This is a genomic window from Leptospira vanthielii serovar Holland str. Waz Holland = ATCC 700522, from assembly GCF_000332455.1.
GTDB classification, from domain to species: Bacteria; Spirochaetota; Leptospiria; order Leptospirales; family Leptospiraceae; genus Leptospira_A; species Leptospira_A vanthielii.
On the sequence record NZ_AOGY02000065.1, the window covers coordinates 97,128 to 120,407 of the forward strand.

The 23,280-nt window shown below is 40.9% G+C and carries 23 protein-coding genes and 1 pseudogene; 14 read left to right on the forward strand and 10 right to left on the reverse strand.

Features of this window, described 5'->3' with window-relative positions:
* Positions 1–163 precede the first annotated feature (163 nt).
* From LEP1GSC199_RS15370 to LEP1GSC199_RS15380, 3 genes are all read left to right on the forward strand, one after another.
* Positions 164–1,012 (forward strand): flagellin N-terminal helical domain-containing protein, encoded by an 849-nt coding sequence (locus tag LEP1GSC199_RS15370; RefSeq protein WP_002974229.1) that lies wholly within the window; start codon positions 164–166, stop codon positions 1,010–1,012.
* Positions 1,013–1,113: 101 nt separating this feature from the next.
* Positions 1,114–2,346 carry a threonine ammonia-lyase IlvA gene (gene ilvA / locus LEP1GSC199_RS15375; protein WP_002987056.1) on the forward strand — a complete coding sequence of 411 codons (1,233 nt, stop codon included), beginning with the start codon at positions 1,114–1,116 and terminating at the stop codon, positions 2,344–2,346.
* Between the two features lie 470 nt (positions 2,347–2,816).
* On the forward strand, positions 2,817–3,803 hold the full coding sequence (locus LEP1GSC199_RS15380; protein ID WP_039927043.1) for an Lcl C-terminal domain-containing protein: 987 nt from the start codon (positions 2,817–2,819) through the stop codon (positions 3,801–3,803).
* Positions 3,804–3,892: 89 nt separating this feature from the next.
* Here LEP1GSC199_RS15380 and metW read toward each other — a convergent pair whose 3' ends face one another.
* Genes metW through LEP1GSC199_RS15395 form a run of 3 tightly spaced genes read right to left on the reverse strand, consistent with a single transcriptional unit; the run spans position 3,893 to position 6,956 of the window.
* Positions 3,893–4,510, reverse strand: a complete 618-nt coding sequence (gene metW / locus LEP1GSC199_RS15385) for a methionine biosynthesis protein MetW (protein WP_002987331.1) — start codon at positions 4,508–4,510, stop codon at positions 3,893–3,895.
* Positions 4,507–5,643: a homoserine O-acetyltransferase MetX gene (gene metX / locus LEP1GSC199_RS15390; RefSeq protein WP_039927045.1), complete on the reverse strand. Its 1,137-nt coding sequence runs from the start codon at positions 5,641–5,643 to the stop codon at positions 4,507–4,509. Before metX ends, metW begins: the two co-directional genes overlap by 4 nt.
* A gap of 8 nt (positions 5,644–5,651) precedes the next feature.
* Entirely contained in the window at positions 5,652–6,956 is a 1,305-nt protein-coding gene (locus LEP1GSC199_RS15395) for an O-acetylhomoserine aminocarboxypropyltransferase/cysteine synthase family protein (RefSeq protein ID WP_002987109.1), read from the reverse strand.
* A 154-nt stretch (positions 6,957–7,110) separates the two neighbouring features.
* On the opposite strand from LEP1GSC199_RS15395, the gene LEP1GSC199_RS15400 reads away from it, so the two are divergent.
* Positions 7,111–8,709 (forward strand): hypothetical protein, encoded by a 1,599-nt coding sequence (locus tag LEP1GSC199_RS15400; protein WP_051999781.1) that lies wholly within the window; start codon positions 7,111–7,113, stop codon positions 8,707–8,709.
* Here LEP1GSC199_RS15400 and LEP1GSC199_RS15405 read toward each other — a convergent pair.
* The 4 genes and pseudogenes from LEP1GSC199_RS15405 to LEP1GSC199_RS15420 all read right to left on the reverse strand — a co-directional run bounded on the left by LEP1GSC199_RS15405 (position 8,699) and on the right by LEP1GSC199_RS15420 (position 12,121).
* On the reverse strand, positions 8,699–9,421 hold the full coding sequence (locus LEP1GSC199_RS15405) for an RsmE family RNA methyltransferase (RefSeq protein ID WP_002987440.1): 723 nt from the start codon (positions 9,419–9,421) through the stop codon (positions 8,699–8,701). The two genes, LEP1GSC199_RS15400 and LEP1GSC199_RS15405, sit on opposite strands and share 11 nt — an antisense overlap.
* Before the next feature lie 3 nt (positions 9,422–9,424).
* Complete coding sequence (locus tag LEP1GSC199_RS15410) at positions 9,425–9,862, reverse strand: hypothetical protein (protein WP_002987034.1); 438 nt, start codon at positions 9,860–9,862, stop codon at positions 9,425–9,427.
* A 52-nt stretch (positions 9,863–9,914) separates the two neighbouring features.
* A pseudogene (gene fcpB, locus LEP1GSC199_RS15415) lies at positions 9,915–10,749 on the reverse strand (flagellar-coiling protein FcpB).
* 121 nt (positions 10,750–10,870) lie between these two features.
* Positions 10,871–12,121: an AAA family ATPase gene (locus tag LEP1GSC199_RS15420; protein ID WP_002987391.1), complete on the reverse strand. Its 1,251-nt coding sequence runs from the start codon at positions 12,119–12,121 to the stop codon at positions 10,871–10,873.
* Between the two features lie 86 nt (positions 12,122–12,207).
* Between LEP1GSC199_RS15420 and fliN the strand changes: the two genes are divergently transcribed.
* From fliN to LEP1GSC199_RS15435, 3 genes are all read left to right on the forward strand, one after another.
* Positions 12,208–12,726 (forward strand): flagellar motor switch protein FliN, encoded by a 519-nt coding sequence (fliN, locus tag LEP1GSC199_RS15425; protein WP_002987251.1) that lies wholly within the window; start codon positions 12,208–12,210, stop codon positions 12,724–12,726.
* Between the two features lie 33 nt (positions 12,727–12,759).
* Positions 12,760–13,203 (forward strand): GNAT family N-acetyltransferase, encoded by a 444-nt coding sequence (locus LEP1GSC199_RS15430; RefSeq protein WP_002987167.1) that lies wholly within the window; start codon positions 12,760–12,762, stop codon positions 13,201–13,203.
* Positions 13,204–13,404: 201 nt separating this feature from the next.
* Positions 13,405–13,872 carry an RNHCP domain-containing protein gene (locus LEP1GSC199_RS15435; protein ID WP_002987239.1) on the forward strand — a complete coding sequence of 156 codons (468 nt, stop codon included), beginning with the start codon at positions 13,405–13,407 and terminating at the stop codon, positions 13,870–13,872.
* 11 nt (positions 13,873–13,883) lie between these two features.
* Here LEP1GSC199_RS15435 and LEP1GSC199_RS15440 read toward each other — a convergent pair whose 3' ends face one another.
* From LEP1GSC199_RS15440 to LEP1GSC199_RS15450, 3 genes are all read right to left on the reverse strand, one after another.
* The gene (locus LEP1GSC199_RS15440) at positions 13,884–14,804 is read right to left on the reverse strand and encodes an SPFH domain-containing protein (RefSeq protein ID WP_002987069.1); all 921 of its coding nucleotides are present in this window, start codon (positions 14,802–14,804) and stop codon (positions 13,884–13,886) included.
* A 1-nt stretch (position 14,805) separates the two neighbouring features.
* Positions 14,806–15,726, reverse strand: a complete 921-nt coding sequence (locus tag LEP1GSC199_RS15445) for an SPFH domain-containing protein (RefSeq protein ID WP_002987185.1) — start codon at positions 15,724–15,726, stop codon at positions 14,806–14,808.
* Between the two features lie 92 nt (positions 15,727–15,818).
* Positions 15,819–16,274 (reverse strand): NfeD family protein, encoded by a 456-nt coding sequence (locus LEP1GSC199_RS15450; RefSeq protein ID WP_002987001.1) that lies wholly within the window; start codon positions 16,272–16,274, stop codon positions 15,819–15,821.
* A 93-nt stretch (positions 16,275–16,367) separates the two neighbouring features.
* On the opposite strand from LEP1GSC199_RS15450, the gene LEP1GSC199_RS15455 reads away from it, so the two are divergent.
* From LEP1GSC199_RS15455 to LEP1GSC199_RS15485, 7 genes are all read left to right on the forward strand, one after another.
* Positions 16,368–16,796, forward strand: coding sequence for a heme-binding domain-containing protein (locus LEP1GSC199_RS15455; RefSeq protein ID WP_039927052.1), 429 nt, complete (start codon positions 16,368–16,370; stop codon positions 16,794–16,796).
* Entirely contained in the window at positions 16,793–18,229 is a 1,437-nt protein-coding gene (gene argH / locus LEP1GSC199_RS15460) for an argininosuccinate lyase (RefSeq protein ID WP_002987235.1), read from the forward strand. The genes LEP1GSC199_RS15455 and argH overlap by 4 nt, the downstream gene beginning before the upstream one ends.
* Positions 18,226–19,107, forward strand: coding sequence for a peptidylprolyl isomerase (locus tag LEP1GSC199_RS15465; RefSeq protein ID WP_002987123.1), 882 nt, complete (start codon positions 18,226–18,228; stop codon positions 19,105–19,107). The genes argH and LEP1GSC199_RS15465 overlap by 4 nt, the downstream gene beginning before the upstream one ends.
* The gene (locus LEP1GSC199_RS15470) at positions 19,104–19,703 is read left to right on the forward strand and encodes a hypothetical protein (protein WP_002987028.1); all 600 of its coding nucleotides are present in this window, start codon (positions 19,104–19,106) and stop codon (positions 19,701–19,703) included. The genes LEP1GSC199_RS15465 and LEP1GSC199_RS15470 overlap by 4 nt, the downstream gene beginning before the upstream one ends.
* A gap of 61 nt (positions 19,704–19,764) precedes the next feature.
* Positions 19,765–20,751 (forward strand): hypothetical protein, encoded by a 987-nt coding sequence (locus LEP1GSC199_RS15475; RefSeq protein WP_002987421.1) that lies wholly within the window; start codon positions 19,765–19,767, stop codon positions 20,749–20,751.
* Positions 20,748–21,773 carry a flagellar motor switch protein FliM gene (gene fliM / locus LEP1GSC199_RS15480; protein ID WP_002987288.1) on the forward strand — a complete coding sequence of 342 codons (1,026 nt, stop codon included), beginning with the start codon at positions 20,748–20,750 and terminating at the stop codon, positions 21,771–21,773. Before LEP1GSC199_RS15475 ends, fliM begins: the two co-directional genes overlap by 4 nt.
* A 22-nt stretch (positions 21,774–21,795) precedes the next feature.
* A complete protein-coding gene (locus tag LEP1GSC199_RS15485; protein WP_002986977.1) occupies positions 21,796–23,205 on the forward strand; it encodes an alkaline phosphatase family protein in 1,410 nt (469 codons plus the stop codon).
* Positions 23,206–23,280 lie beyond the last annotated feature (75 nt).

Genomic DNA, 23,280 nt, shown 5'->3' on the forward strand with positions numbered 1-23,280 from the left:
TATTTTTATTCAAATTTTATTTCTTTTTCCCTATTATCCTCCCTACCGGAATGACCGATCCTTATCTTGAAAGGGCCAAGGATGGCCTCTTCGAAAATTCATCAATTTCTCGGACTCGATTGGTTTTCGGGTGGCGAGAGAACGGATTCAAGGAGGAACCCGGATGATTATCAACCACAACGTAAGTGCGATCTTTGCACACAGAACTTTGAAGTCTAACGACGCGAACCTGAGCAAAGATATCGAAAAGTTGTCTTCTGGTATGCGCATTAACAAAGCAGGAGATGACGCATCTGGACTTGCAGTGTCTGAGAAAATGAGAACTCAGATTGCTGGTCTTCGACGAGCAGAACAGAATACTGAAGATGGTATGTCCCTCATTCAAACGGCGGAAGGATATCTTCAAGAAACACACGAAATCGTTCAACGCGTTCGTGTACTCGCGGTGCAAGCTGCGAACGGTATCTACTCGGAAGAAGATAGACAACAGATCCAAGTCGAGGTTTCACAACTAGTGGATGAGATCGATCGTATCGCTTCTCAAGCAGAATTCAATAAAATGAAACTGCTTACAGGAGCATTTGCTCGACTCAACCCAACTGCTAGTATGTGGTTCCATATTGGAGCTAACATGCACCAAAGAGAGCGCGTGTACATTGAAACAATGAACACTGCGGCATTGGGATTAAGAAACCCTACGGTTCTTACTTTCATCTCTCTTTCGACTGCAGGTAAAGCAAACTCCGTGATCGGACTTTGTGATGATGCATTAAGAGTGATCTCTAAACAAAGAGCTGACCTTGGTGCTTATTACAACCGTATGGAGCATGCTGCGAAAGGACTTATGAATGCTTATGAAAACACACAAGCTTCTGAGTCTCGTATCCGTGATACTGACATGGCTGAACAAATGACCAGCTTCACGAGATACCAAATCTTAACTCAGGCTGCTACATCAATGCTTGCGCAAGCAAACATGAAGTCTCAGTCAGTGATGAGATTGCTCCAGTAATAGGATAAGAGAGACCAAAGGTTGGGCAGGGTGGTTGGGGCCCGTCTTTGGTTTCTCGATTTTCTTTTTTTTCCTTCATATCATAATAAATCCAAAAATACATGAAATTAGATATCGATTCCGCCTACAAAGTACTCCGATCGATTGTATTCAAAACTCCTCTTCAATTCCATTCGAAATTATCCGCAAGTTTCAGTGCCCAAATATTTATCAAACGTGAAGACTTACAAGTAGTTCGTTCCTATAAAATTCGAGGTGCTTACAATTTAATTCAGAGTTTGAATCCAGAAGAAAGGAATCGGGGTGTGGTTTGTGCAAGTGCTGGAAACCATGCACAAGGTGTTGCCTTCTCGTGTAAACTTTTGCACATCCATGGTGTGATTTATATGCCAGAGGTCACTCCCAAACAAAAAATCAATCAAGTGAAGATGTTTGGTGGAGATTGGATTGAAATTGTCCTTGTGGGAGATACCTTTGATGAATGCCAATTCGTTGCTCTTGAATATGCCGAAGCGAATAAAAAAGTATTCATTCCGCCTTTTGATCATATCAAAATTATGGAGGGGCAAGGGACTGTTGGCAAAGAAATTTTAGAGGAAGAGTCTAACATAGATTATATATTTGTTCCTGTTGGTGGTGGTGGGCTCGCTGCAGGACTCGGAAGTTATTTTAAAGAACACTCACCCAAAACAAAGATCATTGGAGTGGAACCAGAGGGTGCACCTTCCATGACAGAAGCTCTCAAACAAGGAAAACCAGTTACTTTAGAGAAGATTCAAAAATTTGTGGATGGAGCTTCTGTAAAAAAAGTAGGAGATCTTACTTTTCCCATTTGTAAAGAGATTCTCACCGAAATGTTACTCGTTCCTGAAGGGAAGGTTAGTTCCACATTACTAAAATTATATAATGAAGATGCAATCGTTGCTGAACCTGCAGGAGCTCTTAGTATTTCAGCCCTTGACCAATATGCGGATCAAATTCGTGGTAAAAAGGTGGTATGTATCTTAAGCGGTGGAAATAACGACATTGATCGGATGCAAGAGATCAAAGAACGTTCTCTTTTGTATGAAGGATTAAAACATTATTTTATTGTAAGATTTGCACAGAGACCCGGAGCTCTCAAACAATTTGTCAATGAGATCTTGGGACCGAACGATGATATTGTCAGATTTGAATTCATTCAGAAAAATAATAAAGAATCAGGGCCAGCCCTTATTGGTATTGAATTAAAAACTAAAGACGACTTCCAATCCTTATTGCAAAGGATGGATGCATTCCACCTTAACTATACCTTAGTCAATCAGGATGAAAATCTTTTCGAATATTTGGTTTAATGAAAAACGCAGATTCGAATTTTATTGTTAGGTGGGTTTTCTTGCCGGGAGAAATCGGTAAACTTATGATTTATTTTAGTATCTAAACTTCGTAAGTAGATTTATTTTTTAGTAAATTTGTGGGAATTCCCTAAAGAATTTTGAGAATCGTTCGATATCTAAAGTGATTGAATGATCGTCGTACAGCTAAAAAGCCCGGAGTGATTGCCGGGCTTTTTTATTAATATGAACTTTTTGAAATAAAAATCCTATCTCTGCGAAATCAGTTTTTCTTTTTGTCGGATGTATGGTAAACAGGCGTTATTGGGTGGCGGGTGGATAACCCCACCCAGTTCGATCAGGGCGGGGAAATTCTACCGTTGTCTCCCAAAACCACCAACTCCCTAAATCCACCACAGATTCCTTTTTCCAAACTAAAAAACTATTATTGAACTCAAACGAAACGTCCCAAACATTGCCTTCGGTGGAGAATGATTTTGTTAATTAAATTTCGATTCTTTACAAAACCCGTATTTTTTCTGTTAGGGATTCTCCTATTTATTGTTTGTTGTAATCCAGATTGGAAACACAATTCTGGAGATCCATTCACAGAGGTATATTGGGAAAATCGATTATTAGATAATGACATCGTAACTTACCCTCGATCATTTCTAGTAGAAGGATTTGTGACTGGCTTAAACCAATCTCCACTAAGAATCCTATCTCCCACTGATGGAAGTTCCATCACCGTGAAAGACAACGGATCGTTTTCCCTATTTGTGTTTGCCTCTCCCAAATATCTGCAATTGGAATTTCCGACACAACCATCGAATGTCCATTGTATCGTATGGGATCGAGGTGATTGGGACGGGTTCAAATTAATCAATGTACATATTTCCTGTCCTTTTGCAAAAACCATCGTTTCTGGAAAAACACTTCTTTGGGATCGTTGCACTTACGGTTCTACCTGGAATCCTTTCGGTACGAGTGTTGGGATCGGGAAGGGAGATTGTTCCATCGGTAGTGCCGAACCATTAAGGTTTTGTACGGCGGCAGAAGGATATAATTCTGCAACGAATCCCAATGCTTGTAATGGAGGGATCAATACACAACTTGTGAGTGCTGGTGCAGTGTATCAATCCTGTGCCAGTCGCAGTTCTGCCAAGGTTTACCAAAGAGATCAGTGGAGGCTTCCCTTATATACGGAAATGTTTTCTGTAATTCGTTGTAGTGATACCAACAATGGAGAAATCACGGGCGAGGATGGGTGTACAACAGTAGGGGATGCTACAACTTATCCAGGAGCCAAGGCCGACCCCATTCTTTTTCCCAATGCACAAGCAACATTTTATTGGAGTTCGCAGACTTACGCGGGAACAGGCGATCGGCAAACTTATATGATCAATTTTGACCTGGGTAGTGAGTCTTATTTAGATAAAGATTTGTTAGGGTTTGTTCGCTGTGTTTCCGATTTATAATTGTTAAATTAGATTGCTTTGGATAAAGGAAAAGTGAAGTCTATTCAATTCAGAAAATTAGATGAGTAAAGAAACATATGGGCTTTGATTTATGCCCGGATCACAAACAGCGCCAATGTAGCAAATAAGTTGGGAAACAATTTAATTTGTCTGGTTCGATTAAAGTATGCTCTGTGCAAAACTTTGATTCGTTCGAAGTCACAAAAATCTTCAAAGTCCTGACCTGACAAGTAGTGTAAGTTCGGTGTGTCATACCAATGGAAGGGCATAAGTTCTGTCACAGGAGTTTTTCCGCTGAGAAGGATAGACGAACGAATTTGCCAATGAGAAAAATTCGGAAAAACAATGATCACTTGTTTTCCAATACGTAAACATTCTTTGATGATATCACCCGGGTTTAATGTCTGTTGTATGGTTTGGTTGAGGATGACAAAATCAAAACTATGATCCAAGTGGTGTTTTAGTCCGTCATCAATATCACCATGATGCACATACAAACTTTTTTTCACACATTGGATGATACATTTATCGTCTTTTTCTATACCTTGAACACGAACTCCCTTGTTTTTTAGGATTAACATCAGTTCGCCGTAACCACAACCAAGATCCAAAACCCTTTCTCCTGGTTTGATTAAATTAGCAATATAAGAAATATCGGGCCGGTTTTTTAGGTCTAATCCGAGGGCTTCATTGGTATGGATATTCAAAGGAAAACTCCTTCATCCGTAGAACTTAAAAAATCTCTGAGTATGGAGTCTTGTTGTTCACTTGGTAATAAAAAACTATCGTGACCGGCGGGATTGTTGAGTTCTACAAAACTAACAGGAACTGCATTGACTTCCAATGATTTTACAATTTCTTCCGATTGGTAAGGAGGATACAACCAGTCCGAAGTGTATGCAACCACCAAAAAACGGCACCTAACCTTGGATAGAACTTTGGTCAGTTCTTTTCCTGTTCCCAAACTAAAATGATCCAGTGCTTTGGTTACATAAATATAAGAATTGGCATCGAACCTATCCACAAACGATTCCCCTTGATAGATCAGGTAACTTCCTACAGCAAAGTCTGTAGATTGGATATTGCCCTTGGGCGGTTTACGACCAAATTTTTCACGCATCATCTCATCACTTAAGTAAGTGATGTGTCCCATCATCCGAGCAAGCGCCAGTCCCTTCGAGGGTCTATTTTCTTGCGTGTACAAACCTTGATTCCAATTGGGATCGGAAAGTATTGCTTGTCTTCCTACTTCATTAAAAGCAATTTGTTGAGCCGAGTGTTCAGAAGAGGAGGCCATGACGATACAATTTTTCAACCGATCAGGATAAGCGACTGACCATTGTAAGGCTTGCATTCCGCCCATCGAACCACCAGCCACAGCAAATAATTTATGGATTCCAAAAAAACTGATTAATTTTTCTTGAGCACCCACCATATCTCCAATAGAAACAAAGGGAAATGTAGATTGAAAGGGTTTGCCGTTTTTTCCGTTGGTTGTGAGTGGGCCACTCGATCCCTTACAACCACCAATGACATTCGAAGAAATGATAAAGTAACGATTGGTATCAAATGCCTTGCCAGGTCCGATATAATAGTCCCACCAACCGGGGCGTTTGTCACCCTCATGGAAACCGGCGGCATGTGCATCTCCCGAAAGGGCGTGACAAACGAGGATCGCATTGTCTTTTTTTTCGTTGAGCGTGCCGTAGGTTTCATAGGCAATTTCGAGAGGAGTGATGGTCTCACCCCCCTCTAAGGTAAAAGATTCAAATCTGACCACTTGCGTCTGTACGACACCTACGGATCCGTGGGAAAACTCGTTCTGTTCGGAGGTAGGCATAGTCTTAATCAGATTTTTTTTAAAGCCTCTTCCAAGTCTACCAGAATGTCATCAATGTTTTCAAGTCCAACGCTTAAACGAACAAAACCAGGTGTTACTCCCGCAGAAATTTGTTCTGGTCCAGTCAGCTGTTGGTGGGTTGTGGATGCTGGATGGATTGCTAAAGACTTCGCATCACCAATGTTAGCAAGAAGACTAAAAAGTTCGAGTCCATCAATGAATTTTTTTGCTTTTTCCACACCACCTTTGATTTCAAAACCAACGATGGCTCCAAAGAGTCCACGTTCATGGTACTTTTTGGCTATCGCATAGTTTTTGTCCGTGGTAAGGCCTGGATAATTAACCCATTCCACCTTAGGGTGTTTGGCTAAAAATTCTGCAACTTTTAAAGCGTTTGCCGAATGTCGTTCCATACGAAGTGGAAGTGTTTCCACACCTTGAATGATTTGCCATGCGTTGAATGGGGAAATGGCAGGACCAAGATCTCTTAGGCCTTGCACTCTTGCTTTTAGAATGAATGCAATGTTCACTCCACCAAATGGTTCGAACTTTCCGAAAACTTCCCAAAACTTAAGTCCGTGGTAGGAAGGATCTGGTTCTGTAAAATTTTTGAACTTTCCATTTCCCCAATTGAAACTACCACCATCGACGATGATCCCACCTATAGAGGTTCCGTGACCTCCTAAAAACTTGGTGAGAGAGTGTACAACAATATCAGCTCCATGTTTCAGCGGGTTCACTAAATAAGGAGATGGCATTGTGTTATCAATCACTAACGGAACTCCCACTTCTTTGGCAACTTTACTTACTGCTGTAATGTCAAGTGTGTCTAGTTTGGGATTTCCTAATGTTTCTGCATAAAATGCTCTTGTTTTATCATTGGAAACTTTGCGGAAGTTTTCCGGATCTGATTGGTCTACGAAGTGGACCTTAATTCCGAGTTTTGGAAAAGTATAGTGGAGAAGGTTATAAGTCCCACCATAGAGTGATGAAGAAGCCACAATTTCTTGCCCAGTTTCAACGATATTCAAAAGTGCTAACAGTTCGGCACTTTGGCCTGATGCTGTCGCCAGTGCAGCTACACCACCTTCTAATGCTGCCACTCGTTTCTCTAAAACGTCAGTGGTTGGGTTCATGAGTCTTGTGTAAATATTTCCAAATTCTTGAAGACCAAAAAGACGAGCTGCATGGTCCGTATCTTTAAATACATAGGATGTGGTTTGGTACAACGGTACAGCTCGCGACGTCGTCGTCGGGTCTGGTTCTTGCCCTCCGTGGAGTGCGATGGTTTCTGGTTTAAAATTACGTGGCATGGTTTCCTCCGATGGTCAGGCCAAACTTGACATACAGCTCTTATTTGTCAAGAAAATATCCAATAAAATAGAATATTGATCTGTTTTATTGGATATTGAGGTCTGTAGATTATTTCTTATTTTCAGGGCAAAACCTTACGATAATGATCGTATCGTGAAGAAATACTCTCTGACTCTAGGCCTGGGAATCCTATTCCTACTACCGATTCTTGCATTAGAAGCGCAAGTGTGGGTGCCCACAGGGACTGAATCGAGACGTGCTTCCGCCTTACAGTTTGATGCCGGTGGATCGAGTTTCCAAAAGGACTACTACGGATATGTTTCACCAAATTTCACTTACAACCATGGAAGTAATTTTGGGTATTCCTTTTCTCTGCCTATCAATGCATTAGCCGTCGATAAGGATCCTCTCCAAATGGATAGCAAAGCCGGAAAGATCCGGGAAATGGACTATAACAGTAAAAATGACTACTCGCGGGTTTTAAATTATATTTCTTATGGCACTTATAACCAACAAGTCCCAGGTAAGGTTACCTATTCAGCTTACACTGGTAAGATGGTCGATGGTTATGTGGGCCACGGAACCATCGTAAACAAATACCAAAGTTCCTCAAGGTTTGATTCCTATAATCCCGGTGTCATGGCTGATTTGAATACAGACTATGTTGGGGTGCAATACTTTGCCAATTCCGTCGTGAATTTTGAAGTAAATGCTGCGAGAGTTTATATCAAACCACTTGCCATAGGCAAATCGCTTTTTTCTTTATTTGATAAGTCTGCTGATTTAGCTTATTTGATGAACCTACGAGGAAATGTCCTCGACGAATCGGGTCGTTTGAGTGTAGAGGAAGAAGCAGGAAGCGAAGAAGCAAAAAACAAAAAGGCAGAAGAGGCAAGAAAAAAAGAAATCCGCCCCATTAGTAAAGACTCTAGAATGGAACTCGTTGACAACGATCCATGGTACAACCGTTTGACGATCGGTTATACTAGAGCTTGGGACCGTGCGGCGCCTGTGCAAATGTCTTATAATACAAATGGATCGCCTGTGACTGAAAAGAACTTAGACAATCCAAAAACCACCCAAGTCACCCGCGCCTCTGTAGAAGGGATGGATATTGAATATCGACTTTTGAATCTGCCTTTTGTAGAATTCACTCCCTATCTAGACTTTAATAAAATCAAAGGACTTGATGGAGCACAAGGGACACATTATGGAAGTGTCTTTCGTTTAGGAACTAAGGATTTAAATATAATTTTAAAACCAGAGTTCCGTCAGATGACAGCAAATTATGCTCCGATGTATTTTGATAGTTTCTACGAAGTGGAACGATTCCAAAAATTTCCAGTTTCATCTCCGCTTCGTCCCAAATATGAATATTTAGAAAACCAATCCAACGCTAAGGTAACGGGATACTATCATACGGTTTATATCAATTTTTATCATTTAGGTTTTGAATTTGCAGTGGAAGACTATGGTCTCAAAGGAAACAAACGTGTGTTTGCTGCCGCATATATCCCACTCGGATCTTCGTTTTTGATGTCCTTTTATTATACAAAAAAAGGTTATGAATCACAAGGAAAAGCCTTTGATTTGGATAACAACACGCAAGCAGCCGCTGAAATCTCCAAATCCTTCGGTCCTATTGTCCTTCGGTTACAAAATTATCGTAAATACTATTTAGATAGCAGCGAAAAGTCTTTTGTTAGCATTGATGAAATTCGATTTTTAGTTTCTGGTGGAATTAGTTTCTAATCGAAAATATTTGGTGTAAGAGGGCAGAATAAGCAAATTCCGTTCGAAGATTGATTTTTCCTAAACTCATTAGTTGAAATCCACTTTCCTTAAAAAACAAAATATCCTCAGGTTTCCAACCAGACTCCGGCCCAAACACAAAGAGAGTCTCTTTGAATCGTTCGCTTTGTTCTTTGACGTATGAACAGAAATCCTCACCTTCTCGATCTAAAACCAACACGACTCCTCGCCATGTTTTTAAAAAATGTTTCCAAGACTGAGTCCTTTCCTGAATCACAGATGGAAATCGACTATTTCCTGTTTGGCTAAGACCCGTTTCTAAATAGGAAACTGTATCTTTGGAGTAAACGGGGGATGTCCAATATTCTTTATTCTTAGTTTCGGTAGCATAAAAGTAAAGTGAGTTCACTCCGTAAGCGCCGCTTAAATGAAAAAGTTTTTTCGCCGTTTGAGGCCTCGGAAGAGAAAAGAAAGTTTGGAGCTCTAATGGTCTTAAAACTTCGGGAAGAGAAATTTCTTTCTGTATTGTTGTCAAGATATCTGCTGTCGATTGGATCCGAAATATATAATTTCCAGAACCAGGAACCACAACCTGAACGGTTTCTCCCACACCCTTTTTCAAAATGGTTTGGATGTGGTTATGCCTTTCTCCTGTTAGATGGACTAGGTGGTTTGTATCTATTTCCTTTTCGTATACAAGGATCCAGTTCAATCGTTAGATCTCGTATGTTGGTTTAGATGGAGGAGGTGATTCTTCTTGCGGATCAATGGGGTCGGATTCCTGATTTGGTTCTTCTGGAATCGGAATCTGGTTTTGTATTTCTTTCGAATCAACATCCAATCTTTGTGTTTCAGGTAAAGACCATTTCCAAAAATATAAAAGTAAGATGGTGAATAAGAGAATGGGTATCCATTGAAACTCACGTTTCTTTGGGCCACGTTTTGATTTTAGGTAATCAATGGGTGCATAGAGTAAATCGAGAATGAGTTCTTTGTAACTCTGAAAAGAAGGTTGAAACTGAAAGGAAGGAATTGAATCGGAAGGATACTGGGAATCTTCCGCTGACTCCAAATCAGGTACAAATGTAAAACGATGAGAACAAACGGGACATTGAACCAAAATGGTTCCCTGAGTGGCAGGGAACCGTAACATCGTGGAACAATTCGGACATTGTTTAACGAGATTCAATTAAGAACCTTCGTTCTTAGTATTTTAAAGAACTCTTCAATGCTTCTACGTTTTTCTTGTAGTGTTTATTGGAATCTCGATCGTTATAATCGAAAAGTTTTGTAAACAGTTTGTCGAAGTAGTCCAAGTTTTTGAAGTAGAATTGTTTTTTTGAAATTATTTCTAATTGGGTTTGTTTTTGTGTTCTCAACATTTGAGAGAATGTATTTACCAACACCTTTTTCAGAAGGAGTTTCTGGAGTTCCCCAAACAGGATAGTCATCATGTTGGTAGAACAATTCAATTTTATCATCGTGTGCAGGAGTTCCGTTAGGGGCCACGTCTGCAATCACAGAGATAATTTTGTCTTCTAACAAAAAGTTGTTTTGGTAAATGTAAGTTCTAATTTTTGTTAGGTTACGTGGTTGTTCTTTTCTTGGATCTGGATCTGCGTTATTGGCACCTTCAAAAAAAAGTTCCATTTTTTTGAACTTGGCACCCAGGTTTTTTCCTGAACGTCCATCTTCACTTCCAACAAAGTCAAAAACTTCTAAATGCAAACAAGTGTTTTCTTGTGCTTCTTGTTTGTCTGTAGCTTCACATCTTTCCCCATCAGCACTTGGTTTCCCTTTGTAAAGGACGGTGCGGTGTGGAAGAGTTTTCACTTTCATTTTAAATAGAACTGTGTGCAAACGAAGTCGTTTGTTTACTTCAGAGATATTTTCATCTAGTTCTTTTTCCGTCACAGCGATGGACTTACCGGATTGAGTGGAATCAATGCCTGCAGAAGTTGAGCCTGTTTCCGAACTACCAGTTTGAGCGAAAACCCCAAAGTTGAGCAAAAGGATGGGGAGAATTAATTTTATTTTCATGTCCGAATCTTCCTAAAAGGTTAATTTGAGGATACCAAAGAACGACCGATGGTCGTAAACAACTATCCTGTAAAAATTATCGGTAAATCTACTAGAAGATTGAAGCCGAAACTCTTACTTTTTAGCGTTTCCATCCAAAATCTGGGAAGGATTCCAAATAAAAGGCAATCCCAGGAGCCTGCAACATTTCGGCTTTTTCCCAGTTTTTTGTGATCCACCGGCGCTCCACATAATCGCAGTAGTCCTTTAGATTTCTGCCGGAGGCTCCTTCTAAGATTTCTGCGAGTTTTTGTCGGTCGTTTCCGCTTAATTGTTTGGCATACCCTTCCAAAATTTTGGCACGTTCTTCCTTATTTGGCAAAGGAAAATAAATCTTTCTGTCAAAACGTGATAAAAGTGCGGAATCCAAGTCGTGTTTACGGTTGGTAGCTCCAATCGTGATGGTTCCACTGCGTTCCGCAAACCCATCTAACTTTCGGAGGAGGACACTGAGCAGATTTCTTGTGGCTTCAAAGAGTCCGTCATCCCTCGAGGTGGCTAGCGAATCAATTTCATCCAAAAAGAGCATACATTGGGGGAAAAGGGCGGCAGCATCAAAAACCATAGCCAAGTTTTGGGAAGATTCTCCATAATACTTACTCAAAATGGACTCGATCGGCACATAGACCATAGGTACTCCGCAGAGATGGGAGACAATTTTTGCCATACTGGTTTTCCCCACACCAGGTTCCCCTTCAAAAAGAACTGCACGGGGAAGGTTCGGACTTGGTTTTTTGCGAGTGAGTTTGGTAATTTCAAAAAAAGGTTCTGGTTTTATAAGAGGGAATACCAAACTTTCTAAAATTTGGGACTTCACTTGGTCGTAACCAAAAACAGAATCAAAACCTAAATCATTCCCTTTTGCTTTTTCCAAATGGGGATCATAGACCTCGGCTCCCAATTGGTGTAGGAGGACCCTTGGATCTTTTGCTGCCTGACCTTCCGCTTTTAAAAAATGAAAGAGGCTTAAGATGGTTTGGATTTCTTTAGTCGAAAAATCTCCATGTTTGGAACATTCCACTTTTAAATCAGATTTAAAAGAAAACCGAATCCGAAACTTGCCAGCTAGGTTCTTTTGTGGGTCAAATAGATTTTCATTTAAGGCTTGGATGCTTAAATATCCTTCTTCAAAATTGTAGATGCGGAAGTTTTCGATATAATTTCGCACAATCCCCAAACAATCCAGGATTCTGTCTTTGCTTGCGTTTTCTGTCCGAAACCGAAATAGCGTCTCTTCTTTTTCCTGAACAAACTGATAATTGGCGTTTTTTAGTTCAGTGGCAAAGAGTTCCTTCGCTTTGAAATAATCCGGATGGGAAGTAGAATTGGACATAAGGAACAAAATGCGGAACTTTCCCTTTTTTTTCAAGGAAGGATTTTGATTTCCTCCGACGAATACATTGGAGAGGTTGTACTGAAATGGGTGAAGGTTCACTATCACATGAAGACATAGACGCACTACTCGGCGGATTTAGCGGAGGTGGGAACGCTCCTGCAAGTGGTGGTTCCGGAGGCGGTGGCGGGCTTGATGATTTGGATGCCCTCGTTGGTGGAGGTGGTGGTGACGATAATGGTCCCTCCTTTGCAGACATTGCAGCAGCCCTTGGTCCTAGTGCCACTCCTTCTCCAGCAAGATCTGGATCCAAGTCTCAGTCCGGTTCTGGAAACAATACGGCCAACCTCAACTTACTATTAGATGTCACTCTTCAATTAACAATAGAACTTGGTCGCACTACCATGTTTATCAAAGATGTTCTCCAACTTACAGAAGGTACTGTAGTAGAATTGGATAAAAACATCGGTGAAGAACTGGATATCCTTGCCAATGGGAAACTGGTCGGTCGAGGAAAACTCATTATCTTAGATGATTATTACGGTGTTCAAATCACACAAATTGTCGATCCCATGGAAAGACTCGGTGGCCCTGCCTTTTTATAGGCTTTGGACTTTTGCGAAAGAATCTGTAAACCCATGGAATTTGAATCTCCTTACACACTGGAACGTATCAAAAATCCTTCGGAAGATTTACAAATAGAACTCTGGAATCTTCTCCATGAATTCAGCGTATCCAAGTTAGGTGACTCGAGTATGGAGAAAAAAGAATTTTTTGCCATACTTGTCAAAGAAGGGGAGACACTCATCGCAGCCTCCCTCTGTTATTTATTTTTCAATGGACTGAATTTACAACTGCTTTGGGTAGCTGAAGAAAAACGTGGGATGGACCTCGGAACCAAGTTACTGAAAGAAATTGAAATAGAGGCACTGAAACTCGGTGCCACTCTTGTTTTTGGTTATTCTTTTGGGTTCCAAGCTCCCAAATTCTATACAAAACTTGGTTACACAGAAGTGGGAAAAATTCCTAATTATCCAGAAGGACAAAACTGTTATTTCCTATGTAAAAAACTTGGAACCTAACTCACTTGACAACTTACCCCTTTGTTTTGAATCTGTAATTTATGTTAATCCTGGCCATTGTGTAGACCGCCAAAACGGTGAACTTGTTTTGGATTCCCCCGCCTAAATTTAATTAGGAGGCGGCTATCTTCGCACAGGCGGTCTATTCCCTCTCATCCACTGTTTTGGTCTCCTATTTTTGTTTTGCCGCAAAAACTGGATATGTCACGTGAATCCGATTTATCTAAATACCAAAAGTTCTCTAAGAAAAAACGTTTTGATGACGAAGACGGAGAAATCCCTTTTTCAAGTTCCAAAACCAAATCCTATCGATTCCGTTCTGATACCGGGGAATTTCGCTGTGTAGAATGCAAACAAATGGTTTTTCCTCCGGGGTATGGGACTGGTCAACGTAACCATTGTCCGAACTGTCTGACGAGTTTGCATATAGACTCTGCTCCTGGTGACAGGTCAGCTGAATGTGGGAGTAAAATGGAAGCGATCTCCATTTGGGTCAGAAAAGGCGAGTGGGTGATTTTACACCGTTGCAAAGGATGTGGGGTAATCCATGCCAACCGCATTGGACCGGATGACAATGAAGCCATGTTGTTGTCACTCGCAGCTCAAGCCATGGCCAAACCAAGTTTTCGATTGTTTGAAGAAAATCCGGCGGAGGTTCCGCCGGAGTAATTCCCGTTAGGTTATGCTTTGGGTTTTCTTGGTTCTGTTAGGTTGGCAATGAGATTGGGTAAGTTCATTACGTCCGCAGGAACGAGAATTTCCGTATTTTCTTTGGCAACATGTAGAAAGTTTTGAATGAAAGCCTTTGTGATTTGTAGTTTGATTGCAGAGGCTCCCCCTTGGTCAGAGATGGCACCGGCAATGGCTTCAATCCCTTTGGCAGTTGCCACGGCAAGGGCTTCAATTTCAGTTGCCTTTCCTTCGGCAGAGTTGATCCTTCTTTGTTTTTCCCCTTCCGATTTGTTTACAGCTTCTTCTTTGAAACCGAGGGAACGGTTGATTCTCGAATCTCTTTCCCCTTCGGAAAGAAGCACCTGTGAACGTTTGGCGATCTGCGCTTTTTTCTCTTTTTCCATGGCATCAAGGACAGACTTAGGTGGAACAATATTGAGAATTTCGTAACGATTCACTTTGATTCCCCAAGGTTCAGATGCTTGGTCAATAGCAGCGACAATTGTAGAATTGATTAAATCTTTTTCTCCGATTGTTTTATCCAGTTCCATCGTTCCAATGACCGAACGCATTGTGGTTTGTGCGAGTTGGATGGCAGCAAATTGAAAGTCCTCAATTCCGTAAGAAGCCCGAACTGGATCGATGATTTTTAGATAAATCACCCCATCCACTTTCACCTGCACGTTGTCATGCGTGATACAAATTTGAGGTTGTACATCGATCGATTGTTCTTTCAGAGTATGGTAGTAGGCATCCCGATCCATGAAAGGAATGAGGATATGAAATCCTGCCCGCAAACTACGAGAGTATTTTCCCATTCGTTCCACGATGAGAACATCCTGTGCCGGGATGATGCGAATGCAGCGAAAGATATTATAGATCAAATAAATGGCAACAATCGCCCAAAATGCTAAGTATACGAACTCCATACTATTCTCCTACCTGTGGAATTTTTGTTGTGATTTTAGAAAGACCTTCAAAAACGCCACCTATGTTTGCTAGAGTTTCGGGAACTACAGTGGTTTTAGATATTTTAAAAATTTGACCCAGGGCATCCATATACTCTTGTGTGATTTGTAAACTCACCGCTTCTTTCCCCCCTTTTTTACTAATGGCTTCCGAGATGAGTTGCAAACCTTTTGCTGTGGCATTGGAGATGACTGTGATCTCTAGAGCTCGTCCTTCTGATTCGTTGACCAATCGAATTTTTTCGCCTTCGGAAATGTTAATGGATTCTTGTCTTTCTCCAATCGAGTGGTTGACCCGAGATTCCTTTTCTCCTTGGGAGATGGTAATCTCTGCTCGCCTTTCCCTTTCGGATTTCATTTGGTTTTCCATCTCCAGTAAAATTTGTTTGGGAGGAGTGATATTACGGATTTCGTATCTTGTGACTTTGATTCCCCAGGGATCTGTGGCACGATCAATATTGGAGACCACGCGACCATTGATTTCATCTCTTTCTGAAAGTAAATTATCAAAAATTAATTTTCCAATTTCAGAACGAAGAGTAGTTTGTGCGAGTTGAGTGGTCGCTAACATAAAGTTATCGATTCCGTAAGATGCCTTTTCTCCATCCACAACTTTTAAATACAAAACTCCATCTACTTCAACGGATACGTTGTCCTTTGTGATACAAACTTGTGGATCAATATCGATGGTTTGTTCTTTTAGGTTTTGGCGGTAACGAATTTGGTCGACAAATGGAATCATAAAATAAAATCCCGATTTTAAAACCCCATTCAACACACCTAATCTTTCTTTAACATAAACACTTTGTTCTGGAACAATGATGATTGTCTTTTTAATGATATAGACAATGACTAAAAATACAACAATGACGGTTGCGCCCATAGTTTCTCCTCTGTGACGTTTGACCATACAAAGGAGAGGGAAAAGAGAAAAGGGTTTTTTTAATTGTGTTTAAAAAAAATGAAATTCTTTGGTTATGAATCCACACGTTCCACAGTGAAGGTAAGATTTTCCCTGGAAAGAATTCTGACAAAATTTCCTTTTGGGATTTTGGAATCGTTAGAGATAGCATCCCAAAGTGTTCCTTGGAAGCGGACTTTTCCCCCATGTCTTTGGACTAAGATATCTGTTTCTACAGGAACAATTTGGTTCAGAAAATCATCCTGGATAAAAGGATCTACAGAAGATTCGGATTTAAAAAAACGTTTTACGGCAGTTCCACCCACGAGGATGGACACTAGGCTTGACACCACCCAAACCACTACTTGAGAATAAAATTCCATCGGAACTAAACGAGTCAAAATTCCTGTAAATATGGCTCCAATTCCTAAAAACATGACAAAGGTTCCAGGCAAAAGGAATTCGGAAAAAAGTAATGTGATTCCAAGGAAAATCCATACATAGGGTGAGTTTGCAAAAATAAAATCCAAAGGGAACCTCTAAAGAAAAGGAACACTGGATTCTAATGTAAGGCAAGAAAAATAATACTTTGAATTCGAACGAAGGCTTAGAACTTGTCTTGTATGAAACGAATTTTCCTTATCTTACTGGGAGTTTTTCTCATACTCCAGTTTTTCCCTGTCGCTAGAACGAATCCTCCCGTTACTTCGGAAATCCAAACCACACCGGAAATCAAAGAAGTCCTGAAACGCAGCTGTTATGACTGCCATTCGAATGAAACGATTTGGCCTAAATACTCTTATATTTTTCCAGCTTCCTTACTCATTTCACACCATGTAGAAGAAGGGCGTGGTGAATTGAATTTTTCCGAATTTGGACTTCTCGCCGAAAGAAAACAAAATAAAAAAATATACGAAGTTTGGGAACAAGTCGACGAAGGCGAGATGCCGCCGAAAGACTATCTTTTATTGCATCCGAGTGCCAAGTTATCCGACAAGGAAAAAGAAATTTTGAAAGTTTGGGCTGATCTGAATAACAAGGAATCTGAATGAAAGAAAAAAAATTATGGGGTGGTCGATTTGACGCACCACCATCTTCTCTTATGATTCGTATTGGAGAATCTATTAGTTTTGACAAAGAACTTTATTCCCACGACATAGAAGGTTCCATTTCGCATTCCCGAATGCTAAAACGAATTGGAATTTTATCGGAATCAGAACAAAGAAAAATTGAAACAGGCCTCATTCAGATCAAAAAGGAAATCGATTCCGGAAAGTTTGAATTTAAAATTGAAAACGAAGACATTCACATGTCTGTGGAATCTCGCCTAACGGAGCTTTTGGGAGATTTGGGAAAAAAACTCCACACAGGCCGCAGTCGTAACGACCAAGTTTCGCAAGACGTTCGTTTGTATATCAAATCGGAAGTGGAAGCCATTTTGGTTTTACTTCTAGATTTACTTTCCGCTTGGATTGGAAAGGCAGAGGCCCATACCAAAACTATCATTCCTGGTTACACACATTTGCAAATTGCCCAACCCATAAGAGCCTCTCATTATTTTTTATCCCATTTTTGGGCCAACGTCCGTGATTTTGAGGACTTTCTCGATGCATATGAAAGGGCCGATGAATTAGTGTTAGGTTCCGGTGCTCTGGCTGGTGTCAACTATGCAACGGATCGGGAATTTTTGAAAAAGGATTTGTCACTATCTCGGATCTCCGAAAACTCCATTGATGCTGTAAGCCAAAGAGACCATATCTTTAAATTCCTTTTTGCGGCCTCTCAGTTTATGATCCATGTATCACGTTTTTGTGAAGAGATTATTCTTTATACATCCCAAGAATTTAGTTATTTCAAACTTCCTGACCATCTCACTACTGGATCTTCCATTATGCCTCAAAAGAAAAATCCTGATGTGGCAGAACTCATTCGCGGAAAATCAGGACGAGTGATTGGAAGTTTGACACACCTACTTGTGATGGTAAAAGGAACGCCTCTTTCGTATAACAGAGATTTCCAAGAAGACAAACTCCCGTTATTTGATACGGTCAAACAAATCAAGTTGAGTATCGAAGGGGTTCGGGATATGGTTCTCGGGATCCAAGTGTTTCCCGAAAATGCACTCCGCAGTTTGCGTTTGGGATTTTCCACGGCCACAGACCTTGCGGATTGGCTTGTGAGTGCAAAAGGAATTCCTTTCCGTTCGGCCCATGAGATTGTTGGGGAACTTGTGAAACATTGTTCGGTCAAAGGATATGATCTGTTTAATATCCCCAGTGGAGAAAGGGGCCAAATCCACGCCGTTCTCACTGATCCTGGGTATGAAGCCGCCATCTCGCTTGAAACCTCTTGTGACAAAAAAGATGTGATGGGAGGGACTTCCTTTTCTCGTCAAAAAGAACAAATCAAACGTGCCAAGGCCAAGGTAAACGAATTGACCAAAAAGCTAAAATCAATAGAATCTAAAGGTAAAAAATATATATGAATCCGAATGTTTTAAATAAAGTTTCCTTCTTCGCATTACTCTTTTTAGTCGCTTCGCAAGCCGTATTCTGCAGTGACCAAAGATTTAAAAGAATCACCTACGAACCTATTTCTTATTCTCCTTCTAAAGTGATTGTCAAACGTGCCGACCAAACCACTGCCAAACTTCCAGAAAAACCAGCCATTTACGCTGTGTTCCATACAACCGCAGGGGATTTGGTTTTAGAACTTTATGATACTGCCGCACCAAAAACAGTGCAGAACTTTATTGATTTGGCCCAAGGCGAAAAAGAATTTCAAACTGACAAAGGTTCCGAAAGACGACCGTTTTACGATGGCCTGAAATTTCACAGAGTCATTGAAAATTTTATGGCGCAAGGGGGATGTCCGAGAGGGGACGGAACTGGAGGGCCTGGATACCAAACCGAAGATGAAATCAACGGGAAAGCACTGGGACTCGACAAAATTAAAATCAAAGATGCCCCACAATACCAAGCTCAATTACAAAGGGCTGTACTTGCAGAATTCAAAATTCAGTCTCGGCCTGAGTTTGAAGAAAAAAGAACCGAAGTGGAAAAGGCTTACCAAGAGGCTATGGAATTACCGGTTTTAGAAGTTTTACACCGAGTGGGTTATCGTTATAACGAAGCCCTTCCTAGTAAAAAAGCTCTGCGAGGATCTTTGGCCATGGCCAATGCAGGTCCAAATACCAATGGATCACAGTTTTTTATCAACCAAGTTGACACTCCTCATTTGGACGGCCTCCATACAGTGTTTGGATTTTTAGTTTCTGGGTTTGATGTACTTGACCGAATCATTGAAAAAGGGAACCTTCAGACGACCATCCGAAAGGTTGTCATCATAGACAAAAGACAATGAACTACTTAGAAGGAATCGAAGTCATCCAAAAATACACATCGGGTTCTTCCGTGGAACCGGTGTTGAAATTCATTATGACCATACCACATAATGAAGAGGCATTTGCCAATGCCTTGGATGAGGTGGGGGGAATCAATCGTTACCCCGATACCTTTGTCGGACTCCTGAGTTTTATCAGTTTCATCCTAGGCCAGAAATCAAAAATGAGCCAACTCTATGAAACTTCTTTGGATCGCTATGAAACCTTAAACCAAGTGACCTCTAAACGCAAACCGACAGAAGAAGAGTCCAAAATAAAACGTACGTTAACCGATTTTATTCTAAAAATTGAAAAGGTATTTGAAATTCAAGATCTTACAGACGAAAGTTTGGTAAAGGAACTGAACCGGTTTGTTTCCGAAGCAAATCTTTACGGGGTGACAGACAATGAGATCAAAAACTTAAAAGTTTCCTCTAAAACTGTGGCCCTCGTGGAACCCCATTTGGACAAACAAAGGGAAAATTACTATCAATACAAAAAACTAGGTGCTGTTATGACAAGGCTCATCCGAATCGCAGACTATATTTTGGCAGAAGCCAAAATGGGAACTGGTTAAGCCTTTTTATGTCCTAAAAATTCTTTCGGAAATCTCAATTATTGCCGAAATCTTAAAGTGTATGCGGTCTCTGCGAACATATATCATTTTAGGAATTCTTTTGCCAAGTTCCCTATTTGCATTTCCTGATAGGGATGCTCGCGGGGAACGAATTGATAACTTTGTCTCCTTACAGTCAAAAATCAGTTTGTCTTTGACAAAACGAAGTTACCAGTCAGGCGAAAGAGTCCCATTGACCTTCACTGTCACGAACACCGGTAAAGAAGTGGTTCGTATTTTCCCTTCCTTTGACTACCGCTATTCCTTTCAAATCATTGTAAAAGATGAAAATGATCGTATCCTCACACCCATAGAGGATCCCGAATTCCCTGACCCCATTCTCAAACGTAGAACCACCATTGTGAATTTAGTGGGGGATGAGAACAAAGAAGTGAGCCTCCACCGCAACGAGTCCTTTTCCAAAACCATTTATTTAGATGAACATTATAGTTTTTTACCGGACCAAAAGTTTTATGTGACTGGTTACTTTTATCCCAATTATACAGAAGATAAATCGGCTTTCCTTCGTTCTGGGAATACTGTAGGATTTCTATTTCAGAATTCAAAAGCTGAGAGAAAGGAAACAATCACTCGCCAAATCACAGAAAACGGTGGGCTTTCTCCCGAAGAGACCATCTTCCTTTTCCTCGGTGCCGAAATGAAAAAACACTGGGAATACCACTTCAAGTGGATCGATTTTTCGGAATATATTTTAGCCTATGATCGTTATAGCAGCGCCTATACCGAAGCTGGTGTGGGTGAAAGGGAAACCATCATCGAGGATTTTAAAGAGTATTTGACGGAGACACCCTCCGGTGTGTTAAAATACTTTAAGGTCATGAATGTGGATTATCCCTCCAAACGGGATGCAAGAGTCCAGGTCTATGTAGAAAGAATGATGGGTCGGTTCAAAACAAGGTACGAATATATATACACCTTGCGACAAGAAGAAGGAAGCCGAGTTGGATTTTGGCAGATTAAAAACTTACTCGTAAAGGTAAAAAAATGACGGAAATCCTTTCTCAAGACGAAATTGATGCCCTGTTAAACGCCATCTCCTCTGGGGAAGTCTCCGAGGATGAATATTCATCGGTTGGGGAACAAAAGAAAGTCAAAATCTACGACTTCAAACGTCCGGATAAATTTTCAAAAGACCAAATTCGTACTCTACAGATGATGCACGAGACCTTTGCTCGTTTGGCAACCACAGGACTTTCGGCACAACTTCGTGCTCTCGTTGTGGTGCACGTAGCATCAGTGGATCGGTTGACTTATGAAGAATTCATTCGTTCCATTCCCAATCCCACTACACTTGCGGTAATCAATATGGATCCCCTTTGCGGATCTGCCATTTTAGAAATTGACCCTTCCATTTCCTTTACGATCATTGATCGTCTGTTTGGTGGTAAGGGAGAATCATCTAAAGTAAACCGAGAACTTTCTGATATTGAGTTATCGGTAATGGAAGGGATTATTGTAAGGATCCTTGGAAACTTAAGAGAGTCTTGGTCTACGGTAATCGACTTACGTCCGAGGCTCGGAAACATTGAAACAAACCCGCAGTTCGCACAAGTAGTTCCTCCGAATGACATGGTGGTATTAATTACCTTCGAAACCAAAGTGGGAGAAGTCGAAGGGATGACAAACCTTTGTATTCCTTACATCACAATTGAACCAATCATTAATAAACTTTCTGCTCAGTACTGGTATTCCTCGATTCGTAAAGGGGAAGTGGATGAAAACCGTGCGGTCATCCAAGAGCGACTCGACCAGGTCAAAATCCCTTTGATTTCTGAAGTCGGAAGTGTGGACATCTCACTCAATGATCTCATGAACCTACATGTCGGGGATGTGATCAAATTAGAAAATACGCCGATTAAAACCGACCTAATGGTAAAGGTGGGAGATCGCAGTAAGTTTAAAGCCACACCGGGAAGAGTGGGAAACCGTCTAGCCATCCAAATCGGGGATAGCATCGAAGATATTCCAGACGAACTTCTTGGCTCCACACGTTCGGAACAAGAATACTGATTAAATTCGCTTAACACACTTTATGCGAAGATTAAATGCATTCAAAGTAGTATTTTATTTACTCGGAAAGTTTGTGTTCGATTTATTTCTCTCTTTAGGAAAAATTCAACATGATAAATTTTCCCTTTTTGGAATCCTGGTATTCTTCGTCTTAAGTGGAACAATCCATGCCAAACCGAAAAAAAACTCGGATTCATTGGAAAGGAAACCTTCTAAGGTTCGCCCAACCATTGTTTTATCGATCGATGGATTCCCGGCTTATTATTGGTCTGATCCGAAATACCATGTATACTTTCCCCATTTAAGCGAACTCTTCCAAAAATATGGAGTTTCTGAAATCGAAACGGTCAATCCTTCCGTGACTTATCCCGCACACACTTCAATGGTGACGGGTTTTGATCCCGCGAAACATGGAATTTATAACAATACGCTAGTGGACCCTTTTGAGAAAAATGATGGGGGATGGATGTGGTATGCAGAAGACATTCGAACTCCTACACTTTGGGATTTGGCAAAAGCAAATCGGAAAACTACTGCCAATGTATTTTGGCCAGTGACTGTGGGTGCAGACATTGATTGGAACCTTCCGCAGTATTGGAGAAAAAAAAATCCAGAAGACGACAAACTCCTTCGGGCGCTTTCCACAAAAGATTTACATAAAGAAGCAGAACTTGCCGTTGGATCTCCGTTAAACGATGTGGCAAAAGATGAAATCAAATTAAAAACAGCCACCTGGCTCTTTCACAAAAAAAAACCTGATTTACTATTTGTTTATACTACGGATTTGGATACCAACCACCACGGATTTGGTCCAGGCTCGGAAAAAGCTTTGTTACGTTTGTTGGAACTTGACAAAGTCATTTATGATTTTTTGCAATCTGTAGGAGCCTTTTACCCGAAAGGACCTGCCGTTGTAATTGTTTCTGACCACGGTTTCCATTCGGCAGACTCCGTTTGTGCCCCGAATGTAATTTTGAAACAAAAGGGATATATCAACGATGAATCTGGCACCTACCAGCTAACCTTTAAAAGTTCTGGGGGAACTGCTATCCTTTTGCCGGCACCGAATGCTGTGATCTCGCCATCGGAGCTCGAAGGGGTCATGACTGAAATTCTAAAGGCCTGTCCCGGCTCCGAGTGGGTTTCGGCAACTCCATCGAATTTAAATTTTCCTGCTGCATTGGGAGTCCTTCGCACCTCACAGAAGTTATTCTTTAGTGGCACAAGAAAGGGGGAGGTGTTTTCCCAATCGCAAACCCAGGTTCACGGGCATGGATACTGGAATACTCTCCCTGAAATGAAAACCATTGGTTTGGTTTATGATCCGCGTGGGAAAGAACATACTTTCCAATCGGTCAAAGATGTATTTGGGATTGTGAAAGATCTATTAGACCTTAAAGAGAAACAAACCAAAGGGCCTAAAAGCAAATAGAAAATCCTTTGTGATTTGGGATGGTGAGTTTTGAATCACATCCGATCACTTGTGGATGGTGTGAAAACTTGAGAC